The 16,630-nt window shown below is 57.2% G+C and carries 17 protein-coding genes; 4 read left to right on the forward strand and 13 right to left on the reverse strand.

The features are described 5' to 3' along the window. Positions 1–1,068: 1,068 nt before the first annotated feature. From GM658_RS06145 to GM658_RS06165, 5 genes are read right to left on the reverse strand one after another with little or no spacing between them, the layout of a single operon-like run. Positions 1,069–1,773, reverse strand: coding sequence for a 3'-5' exonuclease (locus GM658_RS06145; RefSeq protein ID WP_308612908.1), 705 nt, complete (start codon positions 1,771–1,773; stop codon positions 1,069–1,071). Then, a complete protein-coding gene (locus tag GM658_RS06150) occupies positions 1,695–2,219 on the reverse strand; it encodes a Mov34/MPN/PAD-1 family protein (RefSeq protein ID WP_229416788.1) in 525 nt (174 codons plus the stop codon). The genes GM658_RS06145 and GM658_RS06150 overlap by 79 nt, the downstream gene beginning before the upstream one ends. After that, a complete protein-coding gene (locus tag GM658_RS06155; protein ID WP_155453144.1) occupies positions 2,216–3,907 on the reverse strand; it encodes a ThiF family adenylyltransferase in 1,692 nt (563 codons plus the stop codon). The genes GM658_RS06150 and GM658_RS06155 overlap by 4 nt, the downstream gene beginning before the upstream one ends. A gap of 10 nt (positions 3,908–3,917) precedes the next feature. Beyond that, positions 3,918–5,240, reverse strand: coding sequence for a nucleotidyltransferase domain-containing protein (locus tag GM658_RS06160; RefSeq protein ID WP_155453145.1), 1,323 nt, complete (start codon positions 5,238–5,240; stop codon positions 3,918–3,920). 11 nt (positions 5,241–5,251) lie between these two features. Then, positions 5,252–6,736, reverse strand: a complete 1,485-nt coding sequence (locus GM658_RS06165) for an SAVED domain-containing protein (RefSeq protein WP_371865043.1) — start codon at positions 6,734–6,736, stop codon at positions 5,252–5,254. A gap of 594 nt (positions 6,737–7,330) precedes the next feature. On the opposite strand from GM658_RS06165, the gene GM658_RS06170 reads away from it, so the two are divergent. After that, positions 7,331–8,080, forward strand: a complete 750-nt coding sequence (locus tag GM658_RS06170) for an alpha/beta fold hydrolase (protein WP_155453147.1) — start codon at positions 7,331–7,333, stop codon at positions 8,078–8,080. A gap of 34 nt (positions 8,081–8,114) precedes the next feature. Beyond that, positions 8,115–8,546 carry a MarR family winged helix-turn-helix transcriptional regulator gene (locus GM658_RS06175; RefSeq protein ID WP_155453148.1) on the forward strand — a complete coding sequence of 144 codons (432 nt, stop codon included), beginning with the start codon at positions 8,115–8,117 and terminating at the stop codon, positions 8,544–8,546. Here GM658_RS06175 and GM658_RS06180 read toward each other — a convergent pair. Genes GM658_RS06180 through yjgA form a run of 4 tightly spaced genes read right to left on the reverse strand, consistent with a single transcriptional unit; the run spans position 8,539 to position 11,285 of the window. Then, positions 8,539–9,432, reverse strand: a complete 894-nt coding sequence (locus tag GM658_RS06180; RefSeq protein WP_155453149.1) for a M14 family zinc carboxypeptidase — start codon at positions 9,430–9,432, stop codon at positions 8,539–8,541. The genes GM658_RS06175 and GM658_RS06180 overlap by 8 nt on opposite strands. Continuing rightward, the gene (locus GM658_RS06185) at positions 9,408–10,079 is read right to left on the reverse strand and encodes an alpha/beta hydrolase (RefSeq protein WP_155453150.1); all 672 of its coding nucleotides are present in this window, start codon (positions 10,077–10,079) and stop codon (positions 9,408–9,410) included. The genes GM658_RS06180 and GM658_RS06185 overlap by 25 nt, the downstream gene beginning before the upstream one ends. Then, positions 10,076–10,684, reverse strand: a complete 609-nt coding sequence (gene mog / locus GM658_RS06190; RefSeq protein ID WP_155453151.1) for a molybdopterin adenylyltransferase — start codon at positions 10,682–10,684, stop codon at positions 10,076–10,078. The genes GM658_RS06185 and mog overlap by 4 nt, the downstream gene beginning before the upstream one ends. Next, positions 10,677–11,285 carry a ribosome biogenesis factor YjgA gene (yjgA, locus tag GM658_RS06195; protein WP_155453152.1) on the reverse strand — a complete coding sequence of 203 codons (609 nt, stop codon included), beginning with the start codon at positions 11,283–11,285 and terminating at the stop codon, positions 10,677–10,679. Before yjgA ends, mog begins: the two co-directional genes overlap by 8 nt. Positions 11,286–11,380: 95 nt before the next feature. Between yjgA and pmbA the strand changes: the two genes are divergently transcribed. Next, the gene (gene pmbA / locus GM658_RS06200) at positions 11,381–12,733 is read left to right on the forward strand and encodes a metalloprotease PmbA (protein ID WP_155453153.1); all 1,353 of its coding nucleotides are present in this window, start codon (positions 11,381–11,383) and stop codon (positions 12,731–12,733) included. 47 nt (positions 12,734–12,780) lie between these two features. Further along, on the forward strand, positions 12,781–13,872 hold the full coding sequence (locus GM658_RS06205) for a TRAP transporter substrate-binding protein (RefSeq protein ID WP_155453154.1): 1,092 nt from the start codon (positions 12,781–12,783) through the stop codon (positions 13,870–13,872). Positions 13,873–13,995: 123 nt separating this feature from the next. On the opposite strand, the gene GM658_RS06210 is transcribed toward GM658_RS06205, so the two are convergent. From GM658_RS06210 to GM658_RS06225, 4 genes are all read right to left on the reverse strand, one after another. Beyond that, the gene (locus GM658_RS06210; RefSeq protein ID WP_155453155.1) at positions 13,996–14,475 is read right to left on the reverse strand and encodes a hypothetical protein; all 480 of its coding nucleotides are present in this window, start codon (positions 14,473–14,475) and stop codon (positions 13,996–13,998) included. 79 nt (positions 14,476–14,554) lie between these two features. Continuing rightward, positions 14,555–14,995 (reverse strand): hypothetical protein, encoded by a 441-nt coding sequence (locus GM658_RS06215; RefSeq protein WP_155453156.1) that lies wholly within the window; start codon positions 14,993–14,995, stop codon positions 14,555–14,557. An 87-nt stretch (positions 14,996–15,082) separates the two neighbouring features. Continuing rightward, a complete protein-coding gene (locus GM658_RS06220; protein ID WP_155453157.1) occupies positions 15,083–15,631 on the reverse strand; it encodes a hypothetical protein in 549 nt (182 codons plus the stop codon). Positions 15,632–15,728: 97 nt separating this feature from the next. Then, entirely contained in the window at positions 15,729–16,628 is a 900-nt protein-coding gene (locus tag GM658_RS06225) for a LysR family transcriptional regulator (RefSeq protein WP_155453158.1), read from the reverse strand. Between the last annotated feature and the right edge of the window lie 2 nt (positions 16,629–16,630).

A 16,630-nucleotide genomic window follows, 5' to 3' on the forward strand; every position in this document is an offset into this window, starting at 1 on the left:
GGCCAGCGGACTCCTCGACCATGCGCACCGCGCGCTCCATCACCTCTGGGGAAAACTTGGTAGATTTGCGTTTCATAAGCTCCATTCTCTCAAATGTTGGAGCCTCCCAGATTTCCGGTCCGGTTCAAACTGAACCCTCTGCGCGTAGCTGCGGATGCTTGACTCCAATGAGCTCGGCACATGCCAACGTGCCCGGCACTAGGTGATTTGGATGAGACATGCTGTATGCCGCGATCTGAGGACCCTGCCAATCCAAAGCCAGAGGCACCTGCTCTCGCACGTCAACGATGTCCGGCAGCATCGTGATAAATGCAAAGACGTCAGCCTCGCCATCCGATAAGAAGTGATGGCTACGCTGGCTCGCTGCCCACTGCATAATGTGGGATCTGCCTCTGCTTGCAGGATCTCCTCGCGTTACCTGATGCCATGGTTGATACTCTGCGAAGACGCCGGCGCCGCGGCCTTGCGTCTCCCAGTTCGCAATTTTTGTCGGTGTGAATCTCTGTCCTTTGCGCATGATTTCCCTTTCTTTTGGGCGAGCGAATCCATCGCCACTGACCCGTGTCGTTTTTCGTGTAAGAGAGGGGATTGACGCGCCCTGAGGGGGCGTGTAGATTTCAAGTGTCAATTAGAAATCTGGGTCAATCCCAGCAAAAGCGCCCGGTTTGCCGACCTGGTGCTTTTTTTCTAAGCTAGTTCCCCGTCCTTGCCTCCGTTAGTTAATGACGTTGAGTTCGATATATGTAGACTTGTGGCTGTACTAATTCTCATATTCGCACTTGAGAGGAGAAAGTCCACAGACAATAGTCACGCGAACAAATATCGTTCATTAAGTTGAAGGTGCAATTGCAAAAGGGATGGCACGCCGTTACCAGGCGCGTAGATTTCAGGTGTCTGAAGAAATTTTGGTCACGCCTCTGCGAATAGACGCTAACCGTGCGTAGCCGCGGAAAAAGCGCCTTCGGTCGAAGGCGCTTTTCTTGTTTCCGCAGCTAATTAATGTTCATTTGGCCCTTTTGTTCGCTGCCTTCTCTCAGCGACTGAACGAAAACGTTGGCCCACAAATGCTCAGAGCTTGCTTTTCCGCCCGAGCTGTCGAGTTAGACGGAACAGCTCAGCCTGGTAGACGGCATCTTGTACAGCATTATGGTTCGCTTTGTGTGCAGGGCCCAGGCGACTCGCCATTACGCTAGAACGGGTCTCCGTCCAGGACGATCCAGTTACGCCCATGTAGTAGGCTTTGATGTCCAGTGCAGTGAACCCGAAGGGGTTTTCGCCGTAAAAATTATGGAAGTAATAGTTGATGAAGGACCAGTCGAAGGGGGCATTTAGGCCAACGAACACTGCGGTCCCCCCTTCGCCGCGGGCTGCTTTGATCCACATATCGAATTCAGTCATGGCTTGACGGGGTTCCGCGCCGCTCAGTTCGAGATCCGCAAGTGAGAACCCTGTTACTGCTAGCGCTTCCAAGTCTGCGTTCCGGTTAAGGGGCTTTAACGTACACTCGAAAATTGTCTCAGGCCTATCGACTAGGCAAGCGCCGATTGAGAGCATGCTGTACACGCCAGGGATTGGACCAGACGTCTCAATGTCCACCGATATAAAAACCTCATTCCGAACTTCCATTCGAATCTCCGTCTTTGCCGAGAGTAGGCGCCCTTCAGAGGCAACATACCCGGCGATTCTGTCTAGTGCTATCTCATCGAAAGCTCTGCCATTAATAACTCGGCCGGGTGGTCGTGGAGCTCGCCCCAACGTAGCCAGTTTCCGCATTTTTCCGCAGACCAGACCGTTATTGCCGGAACTTCACCACGGTTCCCGATGATGACAGTCAAGTATCGCTCGCGGTTATTGCCAAATGCCCGAAGATAGTCTTCTGTGGTCTTTCTATCCGGCCCAGATGGATGGGGCTGAGACTCAGGATGAGTGTGCCATAAGCCAATAGCGTGTCGGCCATTCTCAAACTGTTCATTGCGCGCTTGCGTTGTAGACTCAACATCTGGGTTGAATGAGTGTCGGCTTCGGCGGTCTCTTTGGTGAGGCCCTACCACGACATCGACTAGAAGGCTCGATGAGTATGGTGTCGGCGAATAGATTTCGCCACCAGCTTCATTTTGATACCATTTTCGTTGCGCGTAGCCATACATATGACGAAGCGCGCTCTCAGTAAACAAAATATAGCGGGCCCTGTCAGGCGAAAAGAAAGTACGATACTTCATTGGAATGGCCGTTCCATCGTGACTCCAAGGTGTTGCGCGGCGTCAGCCGCCCATTCCCGATATCTCAGCTTCGGCCATTGCTTGTCCAGGAATTGCCGGCCTCGCACCCAACTAAGAACTTTGGAATTGTCCACTTCATCATCGATCGCCCGAAGTGCATTTTCGGAGACCAATGCAACCGCATATGCTGCGTTCGCAGAAGTGTAAGCTTGGAAGCGACTACTGCACCCAGGGACTTGTCGAACAACGTCCGCAGGCCAATCGACCGCTTCGAGCCGGTTGAGTCGGTCCTCTGTGCTCGCCTCTTCAGAGAACCAGAGCGTATCAGGCCTCAATATGCAAACATGTGCTGCCGCAACGAACGGCTCCATCCAGCCGACAACCAATTTACATGGATGTTTTCGCCGGGCCTCGTTCAGATGCCATCGCACCTCGGGCTCGCCAGTTAAATCCAAAACAGCTTCGACATCTTTCAGCGTGTTGGACTTCAGCCATTGTTCGGCCCTACCGTAATAAGGCTTGACAATGCAAGACGGATATTTGCGCTTTAAATGATCTGCAACGGCCTCTGCTTTAGCAAAGCCCACATGTTGGATGCCGAGAAGGTGACGCCCTAAATTTGCCGTTTCCATAGTGTCAGGATCGGCGAGCGTGATTTGACCGATGCCCGCCTTCGCCAGTTGCTCAACGACCGGGCTACCGAGGGCACCGGCGCCAAGCACCACCACATGCTTCCGTTGTCGAGTGGATACTTGTGAAATTTGGTCGCGACCTACAGTCCATTCAGGATCAATGCGCTCTACCAATAGCGGTTGAATCTTCGCGGGCGGACGGCGCGCGCGGTGACGACCCAACTCTTGATGAATAACGGGGGGGCCGCCCGGTAATAGAAACGCGAAGCCTCCGTCGTGATTTCGGAACAGAGCTACTCGATGTTCTCTCGAACGCCGCTGACGAAGACGTTGCTCAAAAAAACGGCGATACTCTGGGGGCTTCAGACGTGCTCGCAGAACACTCAGTAATGCGTCAACATTTCGCGGCCAAGTCTCTGGCACGAAAGAGTATGAGATTGGAATGTCGGCGATGATTACACGCACACGCTGCTTCGCCCGATTTCCGAGCGATGCAATAATGCGCTGCACATATAGGTTCTCACCATCACCAGCTACGATGAGCCGCCCAGGAAGTAGCAAGAGCCCTTCGCGAACTCGTGCCTTTCGTGGGACATCATCTACGGTCCACAATTTGCGAGCGGAGTCGTCTTTTGTTTTAATTTGAGCTACGTTGACGGCCCAATAGTTCTGAGGTTCTTTTGAAAAATCTCCGTCGAGATCGCCATTGCTCCACGGATCGAGGAACTCAGTGTAAAACTTATAGAGTAGCGTCTGCAAACGTTGAGTTCCGTCGAGCCCTCGGCCGGGCCCCGGGTCGCCATCTATACAAAGGAGTCCGTCGATTTCAACATGAGGCACTCGCAGTACCGCGTCGGAAGGGAGGCGGATTCGCGCAACAGCCTCTTCAGGAAAACCTTTCGGCAATATAAGCTCAGCGAACGCAATCAAGCGTCCAGTTTGAAGTTCCGGAAGCTTGATTCGATATACGATGGCGCCATCATTCCTGCGAATGGTTGGTGGTTCTATCAGTACTGCCGCGAGTGTACTGGAAAGCGAAGGAGGCTCAGTGCTCATGCAAGGAGCGTTAAGCAAGACCAGATGTTCGAGGAGCTGGCGACGGCGGCGGCGGAGTCACGCCTGGACCGGAATTGCCGTTGCCACCCTTCGGACTGCCTGCAGCAGTGCAACCGAAGACTTCGAGAGTTTTTGTCGCAATTTTCTCAATGTCCGTCTGAGCTGCGATTATTGCGAGGTCCGCTTGCAAGAGTCCACACCACGTCCGGAACGCCTCTGCGCGCTCGCCTCCGTCAGTGTTCCAGCGCTCTGCAAAGTTTTCATCGACTACTGTGGGGTTAGCCAGGTAATAACCTAGGTCCGGATAATGTGGAATCATTTCTGGCAGCAGTTCTGCCAAAGCAATAAGGGCATCTACGACATGGGCGAAAGGTACTCGCGTTCCGTCTTCAATTAAGTCCGCGAGGCCTTCATAGCAAGTGGTCAGAAGGGTCACCAGGATGATGGAGATCGGCTGAGTTTCCGCTGAAAGATGGCCGCGATGGACACACATATCGCGATGGCGCTTGAACAGGCGGATCGCCACTCGAAGCGTCTCTTCAACTTCAACACTTTGCTTAGCAACCGGTTCAATGCTTGCACGGACGCTGTCAAACGCCTCAGTCACAAGTTCCCATACGATGGTTCTTTCCGAAGCGCGGTTGACCCACTCCCTAATACCGGCAGGGTTCGAAGTCTTCCAATTTTGCAGAGGGGTATCGACCACTGCCAAAGCGGATGCCGCGAACTCGAGCTCGGGATTTTTGAGTCCACGCTGCTGACGCGAGGTCAAAGGAACCGTGGTTAAGGGAACTGAAGGGGTGAATTCGAGATAAAACGGCTTGTCAGTAAGGTTAATGTTCCAGCAGCGCCTTTTCGGTTCCGCATTCAATTCGTCCAGAGCACTCCCAAAGGCATTAAAGAACGCCATTGGGTCCTGAGCTTGAAGCTCAGAAATGTCCACTTCGCACACCGCGTCAATGTCAAATTTGCGATTCCCAATTGTTCGAATCAGCGTTTTCGTGCTTGCAGAGCCCTGAGGAAAAATTTTGATAGCGCTAAGTGGCCAATTCAGTTTCGATGCCAAACGATTTGCGATGTCGCTGTAGGCAGCGGAAGCCTCGTCAATTATCTCTTGTTTTACTGTAATGTGGTCGTTTACCAGGCTCAACGCGTAAGCGTATGGTTCCCGCTTTTGCTTAACGCGTACACGACCTGCATGGCCTTCGACGTTATCGAATACGCTAACATTTAGCCCTTCTACTGCAAAGGAAAAAGACTTCGACAGTTCAGCGACGCCACCGCGACGCTGAATTGCGGCCTCAACGAGCATAGCATTTTTGGTCAGTGCCATAGAGGGTTCCTTTAGCGAATGGAAATAGGGGGCTGTGTCGACCCTGCCGGAGGAACGACACTATGGCCATTAATGGTGAATGCTTCTCTGAACAGTTGCTGGCCATTCGGGCGGTCGTACAGGGTGAACACCGCGTGATGTCCTGCTTGCATGAGCTGACCGATGCCAAAGGCAGCACTGGCCGGAGAGACGACGATGAGATGCACACGCTTAGCGTGCATTTTGTCTTGGATGGAATTGATTGCACATCGAGCGGAATCTATAACTTGCTCCAGGTCTTCCTTCCTCTGTATGCACTCTGCATTGGGATCACCCGTCGTGAGTCGAATCCAAGGCAAATTGCCATTGGCCACCGCCTTAATAATACCGTCCGGAAGGGCCTGCTCATCAATACGAGCAGTCAATTCGACCGTTAATAGCACTTCATCCACCTGGGCGTTTGTTAGCCCAGATACTGCAAACGTGCCGACCGGATGTTTCGAAGCATTTAGATTCCATTGCCAAGACTGGCGTTGGCGAGAGCGCTGAAACACGTGCACCTTTCGGGCTTCCCCTACAATTCGGCCAGCAAGTACCAAAGTGGGGGTGTGATGCAGAGGAAACACTGCGAGTGCTTCTGCCGCAGATCGCCTGCCGAGGTCTTGAACCATATTGCGGATGGGTAACTCCATCTCCCGGAGATAGTTTCCCCAAAAGTCGGGAGCGGTTCGGTCATCGCGGTTCTGATACGTAAGATGTCTTTTCACGTCAGAATGCATGGAAAATTCCTCGGCAAGGAGCGCTTCCATGAATTCACTATCGGGGAAATGAGTTGGAATATTGCCGAGATCCGCGAAAAGTGTAAGTACTTGTGCTTCGGGATACCGCATTGCCGCACGATAACTACGAACCTTCAACGTGTGCTCGCGCCGCATCTCACGCAACCGGGGAGCCTTGTATAAGTCAGGTGCGAAGGAGTCAATCAGACGGTGATGTGCGTCGCACATCAACATAATATTGTCAGGGCGATTCGATAGGACGTGTGATTCTTCCATTGTCCCGCGCGGTCCGTCGGGGTCCGAAGCAATGATGTGAGCCAGGTAGGCGATGCGCGCCCCTTTGTTGTACAGGGGAACAATGCTCAAATCGTCTCCACAACCTTTAAACATGCAGCACCCGCCCGCATCGGCCCAGACTTGATTCGCAGTTTGAAGGCTGACGGGTTCTCCGCGCCCATCCACACGTCCCAGGTGGACCTTGCGCTCCTCGAGCAAAACTTCGATGTTTTCTTCGGACTTTTGTTGAGGTACCCATGCTGTAGAAGTTATCGCGGCAACGGCCATTTCGGACGGCGAAATTTCGACAGTGAAGAGTCGCTTCTGCCGAGCCAGTGCCTTAAAGGCAGTCTTCGATTTGCCCTCTGGGTCGACAGAATATAGGACACCGCGGTTGTCAGCCTTCTCGTAAACCTTACAAGTAGTCCCAGCATGCACAAGTACAACCTCTTTCTTCGCCACCCTCCGTTCGTTAAGCCACTCAGCAAGACGTGCGTCGTCGAATCCACTCAGCGAAGCGGAGCTTTGCGACGTAGTGTTCGAGGATCCGGGAGAGGTAGTGTCCGCTGGCATAGTCTAGGAAATCAGGATGACTTTATAGAACTATATATGCCTTATTAGAAATATTTCAAGTCTGAAGTTGACGAAATGTAGCTTCGCGTATTGAACTCATTTTCAGCGAATGGCCAATGGAAGCTCGTGCGAGCCGACGACTACTGGCCGGGAGACCGAATGTAAGAGTTACTAGGCGAAGAGAAAAAACGCCGATCCGTGTGGATCGACGGTTCATTAGGATGTCATCGTTGACCTTGGATGGGTTACCGGCACAACGACAATCAGTCTTAGTTATGGAAGAGCCCCTGTCTCAGACTTTAATTACATGTCTCAGACTTTAATTACATGTCTCAGACTTTAATTGCACGGAACATTAGGTATGAATTCCTTGCGAACGATCGTTCAGTAAAAATAATTTGCACACTAACGAATAGTGCGTTATATTTCAATCCAGTAGCTTAGCGCGCTAATCATTAACGAACTAATCAAAGGAGAAATGCCATGACCAAGACCATCAAATCCGCCCTGATCGCTGCCTCCCTGCTGGCAGGCGCCGCCCAAGTCCATGCCGCCGAGGACACCACCGTCGTGCTGGTACACGGCGCCTTCGCTGACGGTTCGGGCTGGAACAAGGTAATTCCGCTGCTGCAAAAGCAGGGCCTGAAAGTGGTAGCGGTGCAGAACCCGCTGACGTCCCTGGCCGACGATGTGGCCTTCACCCAGCGTGTGATCGATGCGCAAAGCGGCAAGGTGGTCCTGGTGGGGCACTCCTGGGGCGGCGCCGTGATCACCCAAGCCGGCGCCAGCGACAAGGTGAAATCGCTGGTCTACGTTGCAGCCTTCGCGCCGTCGGAAGGCGAGACGATCGGTGAATTGGGCAAGGATTTCCCCCTGCCTCCTGGCATCGCGACACTGAAGCCTGACAATAACGGCTTTATCTATCTCTCGGCCGAATCGATGGCGGTCAACTTCGCGCCGGACCTGAGCAAGGCCGAACAAAGCCTGATGACCGTGACCCAGGGCCCGATCAAAGCCAGCGCCTTCGGCGACAAGGTGGACGTGGCGGCATGGAAGAACAAGCCAAGCTACTACATCGTCGCGTCCAAGGACCGCATGATTGATCCTGGCCTGCAGAAGACCTTCGCCGCCAAGATCCACGCCACCACCACGACGGTAGCCAGCAGCCACGTGCCGATGGCGTCGCAGCCGGAAGCTGTGGCGAAAGTGATCCTGGAAGCGGCCAAGCGCTGATTGGTCGTGAGGGGGCTATGCTAAAGTACGCGCCATGGAAAAACGCACGCCCCCTACGCTGGACCAGCACCTCTGCTTCAAGCTGTATTCGACATCGCTGAAGATGACGCAGCTGTACAAGCCTATCCTCGCGCCCCTCAACCTGACCTATCCGCAGTACCTGGTGATGGTCGTGCTGTGGGAAGAGGAGGGGCTGGGCATCAAAGGCCTGGCTGAGCGCCTGCAGCAGGATCCGGGTTCGATCACGCCCCTGGTCAAGCGGCTGGAAGCGGAGGGCTACCTGGTGCGCGACCGCGATCCCAACGACGAGCGGAACCGCGTGCTGACCCTGACCGACAAGGGCCGCAAATTGCGCGCCGAGGGCTGGAAGGTGAGCCAGCAGATTGCCGAAGCCTGCGCCATCACGGCCGGCGACGTCGAGCGGCTGGCGGCGGGACTGGACAAGTTGAGCCGCAACCTCAGTTAAGGTTGGTGCGTATCCATTCCAGCATATCGAGCCAGATGCGCTGGATTTCCGCGTCCGACGGCATGGCCTGGGCGTGCGGCAGTTCGATGGTGATCACCGGCACCTGCTTGTGCTGGCCGCTGTAGTTGCCCAGCGAGCCTGGGTAGACCCCCACTTTCCGATAATTCAAACGGCCGAATTTGCGCGGTGGTTCGGCATCGCCGTCGAAATCGAGTACGCCGAAGGGCGCATGCACGGAGACGACCAGGTCGGGGTGGAAGTTCTCGATGGTTTGATGTACCCAGCGGCTTTCGGGTTCCGACAACGGACTCTTGCCGGGGAAGCGGCGCGGGTCGCTGCGCGTGACCTTGGCCCAGTAGCGCGGGGCTTCACGCTGCCAGTCGGGTGTGGGGAAATTGCGGTTCAGGTCCACGCCGTGGGCGTTGACGCGCTGGGGTTTGGCGGCCAGCAGGCCGTCGGGATTCAGCAGCGGGACGACTTTCCAGTTCAGGCCTTGGGCGGCGGGCGTGTCGATTGTTTGCAGCCAGCGGAAGACCAGGGCCGAGGCGGTGAGTTCGTCGCCATGGATGCCGCCCAGTAGCAGCACACGCGGCGCCGTACTGCCTGCGCTGGCGCCGATGTCGCGTTCCAGGATGGGGAATCCGTTATTCGATTTGGCGCCGCTTGGCACCACCGCGCTTTGGCGGCAGGTGGAAGCTGAGACGGTCGGCAGGCGGGCGGAGATCCTGTCGCACCAGGGGGCGGCGGCCGCGCTGCTTGCCGCCGGCAATGGCCGGGATGGTGCGACGCTGGCATTGGCGGCGCAGGCTGTGCCGGCGGCGAGCAGCCACGCGCCCAGGCCGGCGCGTACCTGGCACAGGCTTATGCGAACACTTTCTTCAGCCATGCCGAAATGTCCCGCACTTCTTCGGCGCAAACCGAGTGCTGCATCGGGTAGTCGTGCCATTCGATCTGGTAGCCCAGTTGCTGGAGCAGGTCGCGCGAGGCAATGGCGCGGCTGATATCGATCACGGGGTCCATCTTGCCGTGCACCATGAACAGCGGGGTGTCCTGGTTGGCGGCGTGGCGCTCGGCGGCGACCTTGTCGGCCAGCGGCAGGTAGCCGGAAAGGCACATCAGGCCCGCCAGTTTTTGCGGGAAGCGCAGGCCGGTCTGCAGCGTCATGGCGCAGCCCTGCGAGAAACCGCCCAGCACGATGCGCTTGGCGGGGACGCCGCGCGCGATCTCGCGCTCGATCAGGGCGTCGACCAGGATCTGCGATTCACGCAGGCCTTTTTCGTCTTCGCGGCGCTCGCTCGGTTCGATGCTGATGATGTCGTACCACGAGCGCATGACATAGCCGCCGTTGAGGGTCACCGGCATGGTGTTCGCATGCGGGAAGATGAAGCGGATGCCCGGCAGGCCGCGCAGGTCCAGCTCATTGACGATAGGCGCCCAGCCTTCGCCGCTGTCGCCCAGGCCGTGCATCCAGATTACGGAATATTCTGGATTGGGGGCGGTGTCGATGACGATGGAGTCCAGCAGGTGGGTCATGCGTTGTCCTTCTTGCGGATGGCGGATTTGGGGCGGAATGCCTTGCACACCGCGTCATTGGTTTCGGCGTAAGGGCCGCCGATCAGGTCGATGCAGTAGGGGACGGCTGCAAAGACGCCGCCGACGATCTGCTTGCCGTCGGCATCCTTCAAGCCTTCCAGGGTTTCCTTGATGGCTTTGGGCTGGCCAGGCAGGTTGATCACCAGGGCAGCATGGCCGGCGGTTTCGCGGATCACCGCGACCTGGCGCGACAGGATGGCGGTCGGCACGAAGGCCAGGCTGACCTGGCGCATCTGCTCGCCGAAGCCCGGCATTTCCTTGGTGGCGATGGCGAGCGTGGCTTCCGGGGTCACGTCGCGGCGTGCGGGGCCGGTGCCGCCGGTGGTCAGCACCAGGTGGCAGTGCACGTTGTCGACCAGGTCCACCAGGGTGGACTCGATCTGCGGACGCTCGTCGGGAATCAGGCGGGTCTCGAAGCGCAGCGGCGTGGTCAGCGCGCTGCGCAGCCACTCTTCCAGGGCGGGGATGCCCTGGTCCTGGTACACGCCGCCGCTGGCGCGGTCGGAAATGGATACCAGGCCAACGACGAGGGTTTCGTCACTCATGGTCTTCGTCGTCCGGGGCGTCGACGTCGACATCCGGGCCTGGCGAAGGCTCAGCGGAAGGCGCCTTCTGCAGGTCTTTCAGGATCTGGAAGATCTCGCGGTAAGCCTTCGGCGGCTTGTTCTCGGCCTGCTCCTTGCGCGCGTTGCGGATCAGGGTGCGCAGGTGCTGCACGTCCAGGTGCGGCGCTTCTTCCAGCAGCACGGTCAGGGCCTTGTCGTCGGCCAGCAGTTTGTCGCGGCGGCGTTCCAGCGCGTGCAGGGCGGCGGTATCGGCCTTGGAGGCGCCTTTCCAGCCCTCGATGGTGCGCTTGATGATCGCCACTTCTTCTTCCGACAGGGTACGCATCTTCTTGCCGATGAATTGCATCTGGCGGCGGCGGCCTTCGTGATTGTTGATATTCTGGCATTCCAGAATGGCATCGCGCACATCTTCCGGCATCGGCACGCGCTTGACGCGGTCGCGCGGCGCTTCCACCAGTTCTTTACCCAGCGCCTGCAGGGCGTCGGACTGGCGTTTCATCTCGGTTTTGGAAGGGCGTTCGTATTCTTGTTCGAACTCGCTGGACTGGAAACCAACAGAGCCACGGTTTGGATTAGGCATGATAGAGGGGTAGGGGGAAGACACACCCTACCTGTAAAAACAGTAAACGGCTGCTATGATAACTGTTTTAATGCCAAGCCCCCCAAAAAGACCCCATGAGCGAATCCGCCTTCTCCTATTCCCAGGACCAGTTGAAACAGCTGGCACGCGACGTTTTGAAATACGCGCGCGAGCAGGGAGGGACCGATGCCGCTGTTGAAATCAGCGAAGGCAGCGGACTTTCGGTGTCGGTCCGCAAGAGCAAGATCGAGACGATCGAGCAAAACCGCGACAAGGGCATTGGCGTCACGGTCTTCATCGGCAAGAAGCGCGGCAATGCCAGCACTTCCGATTTTTCCGCCGCTTCGCTGAAGGCGACGGTGGAAGCAGCCTACAACATCGCCCGCTTCACGGCGGAAGACGATTGCGCCGGCCTTGCTGAAGAAGAGCTGCTGGAAAAGAACCCGCAGGACCTGAAACTGTTCTACCCATGGGCGATCTCCACCGAGGAGGCCGTGGCCCTGGCGCAGCGCGCCGAAGCGGCCGCCTTCGCGGTCGACCCGCGCGTGACCAATAGCGAAGGCGCCGGCGTGCACGTGCAGCAGTCGCATTTCGTGTCGGCCAACTCGCGCGGCTTCATCGGCGGTTATCCCTATTCGCGCCACACCCTGTCGGTGACCCCGATTGCCGGCAAGGGCGCCAAGATGCAGCGCGACGACTGGTACACCTCGGTGCGCGACCCGAAAAAAATGGCCAGCGCGGAAGCCGTCGGCCGCTACGCCGCGGAACGCTCGCTGGCCCGCCTGAACGCGCGCAAGCTGGCCACCCGCACCTGCCCAGTGCTGTTCGAAGCGCCGCTGGCCGCCGGCCTGCTGGGTGCCTTCGTGCAGGCGACGTCGGGCGGTGCGCTGTACCGCAAGTCTTCCTTCCTGGTCGACTCGCTGGGGAAGGAAATCTTCCCCTCCCATATCCAGGTGAAGGAAGACCCGCACGTCGTGGGCGCCATCGGTTCTGCCCCGTTCGACGAGGAAGGCGTGCGCACCCACAAGCGCGACGTGATCCTGAACGGGGTACTGCAAGGCTATTTCCTGTCGACTTACTCGGCGCGCAAGCTGGGCATGAAGACCACCGGCAACGCCGGCGGCTCGCACAACCTGACCATCACATCGTCGCTCACCAAAAAAGGCGACGACTTTGCCGGCATGCTGCGCAAGATGGGCACCGGCTTGCTGGTGACCGAGTTGATGGGCCAGGGCACCAACTATGTAACCGGCGATTACAGCCGCGGCGCTTCCGGTTACTGGGTGGAGAATGGCGTGATCCAGTACCCGGTGGAAGAGATCACCATCGCCGGCAATATGAAAGATATGTTCAAGGATATCGTCGGCATCGGCACCGACACCTTGGTGCGCGGCACCAAGAATACCGGCTCGATCCTCATTGAAAAGATGGTGGTTGCCGGAAACTAAATATTTCCATACACTGTTTCCAAACAACCCCTAAGGAGACAGTACGTATGGAACGTCGTTCCTTTATCAAAAAGGCGGCAGCCGGTGCCGGCGCAGGAGTTATCGCCGCACCAGCCATCGCTGCCGAACTGCCCGCCATTAACTGGCGCCTGGCATCCAGCTTCCCCAAATCCCTCGACACCATTTACGGTGCGGCCGATACGTTCACCAAACGCGTACACCAGCTGACGGGCGGTAAGTTCAACATCCGCGTGTTCGCGGCCGGCGAAGTGGTGCCTGGCCTGGGCGTGCTCGACGCGGTGCAATCGGGTACCGTGGAATGCGGCCATAGCGCTTCGTACTACTACTACGGCAAGGACGCGACGTTCTCCTTCGACTGCGCGGTGCCGTTCGGCTTGACCTCGCGCCAGCAGACCGCCTGGTACGACCAGGGCGGCGGCAAGGAGCTGCTGCGTTCCTTCTTCAAGGACTACGGCATCATCAACTTCATCGCCGGCAACTCGGGCACCCAGATGGGCGGCTGGTTCCGCAAGGAAGTGAAAACCGTGGCCGACCTGAAAGGCACCAAGATGCGTATCGCCGGCCTGGCCGGCAAGGTGATGGAGCGCCTCGGCGCGGTGCCGCAGCAGCTGGCCGGCGGCGACATCTACCCGGCGCTGGAAAAAGGCACCATTGATGCGGCGGAGTGGGTCGGCCCATACGACGACGAGAAGCTGGGCTTCTATAAGATCGCGCCGTACTACTACTATCCGGGCTGGTGGGAAGCTGGTGCTTCGTTCACCCTGTACGTCAACATCAAGGAGTGGGAGAAACTGCCGAAGGAATACCAGGCCGCTCTGGAATGCGCTTCCTACGAGGCGCACGTAGTGATGCAGGCCGAGTACGACTTCAAGAACCCGACCGCGCTGGGCCGCTTGCTGAAGAACGGCGTCAAGCTGCGCAACTACTCGCCGGACATCATGGATGCGGCTTACAAGGCCACCATCGAACAGATGAACGAAGAAGCGTCCAAGAACTCCAAGTTCGCCAAGATCTACGAGCCGTGGAAGCGCTTCCGCAGTGACCAGAACCAGTGGGCCTCGATCGCCGAGTCCACCATCCAGAACTACCTGATCAAGGCTGGCCGCGGAGGCAAATAAGCGGGACATGCGCCGCAGCCGCCATCCGGCGTTGCGGCGTGCAGGCGGTCGTTTAGCGTAGAGCTAAGTGGCGTACGTCAGTGCGTCCGGCGGAACGAAGTGGAGCGAGCTTGCGAGCAAATGTTAGGAATCTTTGAATTCGCTAATCAAGAGCACTAAGCCGTTGGAATCGCTACCAGCGAAAAGTACGTAAACATTTATTTTTTGGCCGATTGCCAACTCACGGACCATATAAGAGATTAGCGGCTCTTGAACAGGAAGGTAGTAATCCTTACCGGCATCGCTCACCTTTAACACATGTCTGTAGAGATTTACATGTGCGGAATCCAAATTGGCGTATTTGCTAAAATTCCTGATGAATTTTGTCCTGGTTTCATCGATATCGCTGAACTCGCCCGTATAGTTTATTTCAAAATTTCGTTTCTCCAGGACGGGTAAATACAAGCTTTTGCCTTTTTCGAGATCCATTGCGACTGCATCATAATCACTCTGGATCTGAGCAAGTGGCTTAGGTGTGTAGGCGCTAAAATTGAAATCCGCGGAAAATGCGCTAAAAGCAAATACCGTAGCAAATAGGGATGCAGCTAGTTTGAAGTGGTTCATGGTGGTCCCTAACGTTTGACGCAATTGGCCGCGGAGGTGCGCAGCGACAAAAGGAGCCAAGGTAATCTAACCTATCGCTTCACTGTGCGTGAAGGTAGCTTACATGTATGTCTCCATACAGCTTCAGTGCTTTGCCCGGCATCCCGCCTTCGATTCTTGACGGACTATATGTGATCAAGAGATGAGTCGAATCGATCCATTGGATTTGGGGCCGTTCGTCTGACTGTCGCCCCATCGAGTTGGCATAGAAAATTGCCGATCGATCGTTTTCACCATGATCGGCGATTACTTCTCCTGGGTGATGAATATGAATTTCGTCGTACAACATGCCTTGGCCGAACCCGAGGCCATTGTCGACTTCTTCCAAGGTTGCAATCCATTGATTGTCTTCAGACGGGAAATTGTTGACGTATCCAATTAATGGCTCGGCCTTGAAGGAATTTCTGATCGTATATCCTCCGCTGACGGCAATCAGCGTAACGACTGATCCTACCAGCAACAATCGGCGCCCGAACTTCATTGATATCTTCTCTCATGTGTAGGAAAACCCCACTTAATGCCGCCCGGCGTGGCAATTGAGCAGGTCATACGCTGTCGCGGCCACCCTTCACCCGCAGCTATCTGCATTCGAAAACTTGTCCGACGTTGTCCATCCCCGTTTCCCCGCTTTATTCTTGACCTGCTTCCACCAAGTCATGCGAGCATCTTTGCCATCTGCGCCGGGCATTGCCGCGAGGCCGGTGCCGCTCGAATATACCTTGCCCCGATACCAGAAGAGGTAGGCGCCTTCTCCCAAGGGAGACAGCATGTAAATTTTGTCGCCTGCGTTAAGCGTAAGTTGTGGCTTGTTGTTGCCTTTGACATAGCCGTCTTGAACGGGCTTGTCGATCAGAACGACACCAGGTTTTTCAGTGACCACGACCCCCGTCAGGGCGCAGAACTTCTCTTGCCGGTGTAGATGAAAGATGACCGCCGATTGGTCGCTGCGGCTTTGATGCACCGGAATGTCGTCATCGGCAACCCAGTCCCGGTACTGACAGCATTCAAAGGGACAGACTCCCCAGTTCTCAAAGTTCGCTGGAGGTTGTTCCTGTGCCGCGGCAAGCGGACTGCCAAGCACAAAAGGCAGGAAGCTGATGAATGACAGGAGTTTCACGCTGAGTCCTCAATGTTGATCGTCCATTGCCGGCCGAATGCCGGTTTCCACTGAGCCGAGAATACCATCTTGCCGGGGCGAAAAAATGCTTGGATTCTCACACCTGCTCGGCGAGGCAGGTCAGCAGCGCGCGCGCCGCTGCCGTCATACGGCGCTGCGGCGTGTAGAGCAGCGAGAAAGGACGGCTGCGCCCCTTCAGTGCCGGCAGCACTTCCACCAGTACGCCGCGTCGAAGGCGGTCTTGCGCGATGAAGCGGAAGGTCTGGCAGATGCCCAGGCCTGCTTCCGCCAGCGATACCGTACCCAAGGCGTCGTCCGTTACCTGCAGCGCGGATTCCGGCGGCCAATCGAGTTCTTCTCCGTTGCGCATGAATTGCCAGGGGAAGGTGCGGCCGGTGCTTGGGAGCTGGAAGGTGAGGCAGTCGTGCTGTGCCAGGGCGTCGAGGTTGCGCGGCAGGCCGCGCCGCTTTGCGTAGGCGGGCGCGCAGACCAGCACCAGTTCCGCGTCTTCCAGTTTGCGGGCGATCATGCCGCTGTCCTTCAATACGCCCTGGCGGATGGCGAAGTCGAAATTCTCTGCGGCCAGGTCGACGTTGCGGTTGGTGATATTCAACTCGACGCGCACTGCGGGATAGCGCTCGGCGAATTGCCGCAGCAGGGCAGGCAGGCGGTAGTGGCCGTAGGTAGTGGGCGCGCTGATGCGCAGGCGGCCCGTCACCTCGCCGCCTTTAGCCTGCACGGCGCGCTCGGCATCGTCGATGAGGCAGAGCGCGGTGCGCGTCTGCTCCAGGTAAAGGCTGCCGGCATCGGTCAGGCCCAGGCTGCGCGTGGTGCGGCGCAGCAGTTGGGTGCCAAGGCGCTTTTCCAGCCGCGCCAGCGCGCGGCTGACCACGGAGGGCGTGGTGGACAGGGCCACGGCGGCCGCCGTCAGCGAGCCGCGCTCGACGACCGTGACAAAGGTCTCGACATCGCTCAGGTGATCGTATTTCCGGCTCATTA

The organism is Massilia eburnea, from assembly GCF_009720745.1.
In the GTDB taxonomy this organism is placed as follows: Bacteria; Pseudomonadota; Gammaproteobacteria; order Burkholderiales; family Burkholderiaceae_D; genus Rugamonas; species Rugamonas eburnea.

Excerpts from the sequence above, each read along its gene's own strand:
- GM658_RS06145 (WP_308612908.1), bottom strand. The coding sequence starts at position 1,773 with ATGCGGAAACTGGCTACGTTGGGGCGAGCTCCACGACCACCCGGCCGA.
- GM658_RS06150 (WP_229416788.1), bottom strand. The coding sequence starts at position 2,219 with ATGAAGTATCGTACTTTCTTTTCGCCTGACAGGGCCCGCTATATTTTG.
- GM658_RS06155 (WP_155453144.1), bottom strand. The coding sequence starts at position 3,907 with ATGAGCACTGAGCCTCCTTCGCTTTCCAGTACACTCGCGGCAGTACTG.
- GM658_RS06160 (WP_155453145.1), bottom strand. The coding sequence starts at position 5,240 with ATGGCACTGACCAAAAATGCTATGCTCGTTGAGGCCGCAATTCAGCGT.
- GM658_RS06170 (WP_155453147.1), top strand. The coding sequence starts at position 7,331 with ATGACCAAGACCATCAAATCCGCCCTGATCGCTGCCTCCCTGCTGGCA.
- GM658_RS06175 (WP_155453148.1), top strand. The coding sequence starts at position 8,115 with ATGGAAAAACGCACGCCCCCTACGCTGGACCAGCACCTCTGCTTCAAG.
- GM658_RS06180 (WP_155453149.1), bottom strand. The coding sequence starts at position 9,432 with ATGGCTGAAGAAAGTGTTCGCATAAGCCTGTGCCAGGTACGCGCCGGC.
- GM658_RS06185 (WP_155453150.1), bottom strand. The coding sequence starts at position 10,079 with ATGACCCACCTGCTGGACTCCATCGTCATCGACACCGCCCCCAATCCA.
- mog (WP_155453151.1), bottom strand. The coding sequence starts at position 10,684 with ATGAGTGACGAAACCCTCGTCGTTGGCCTGGTATCCATTTCCGACCGC.
- yjgA (WP_155453152.1), bottom strand. The coding sequence starts at position 11,285 with ATGCCTAATCCAAACCGTGGCTCTGTTGGTTTCCAGTCCAGCGAGTTC.
- pmbA (WP_155453153.1), top strand. The coding sequence starts at position 11,381 with ATGAGCGAATCCGCCTTCTCCTATTCCCAGGACCAGTTGAAACAGCTG.
- GM658_RS06205 (WP_155453154.1), top strand. The coding sequence starts at position 12,781 with ATGGAACGTCGTTCCTTTATCAAAAAGGCGGCAGCCGGTGCCGGCGCA.
- GM658_RS06210 (WP_155453155.1), bottom strand. The coding sequence starts at position 14,475 with ATGAACCACTTCAAACTAGCTGCATCCCTATTTGCTACGGTATTTGCT.
- GM658_RS06215 (WP_155453156.1), bottom strand. The coding sequence starts at position 14,995 with ATGAAGTTCGGGCGCCGATTGTTGCTGGTAGGATCAGTCGTTACGCTG.
- GM658_RS06225 (WP_155453158.1), bottom strand. The coding sequence starts at position 16,628 with ATGAGCCGGAAATACGATCACCTGAGCGATGTCGAGACCTTTGTCACG.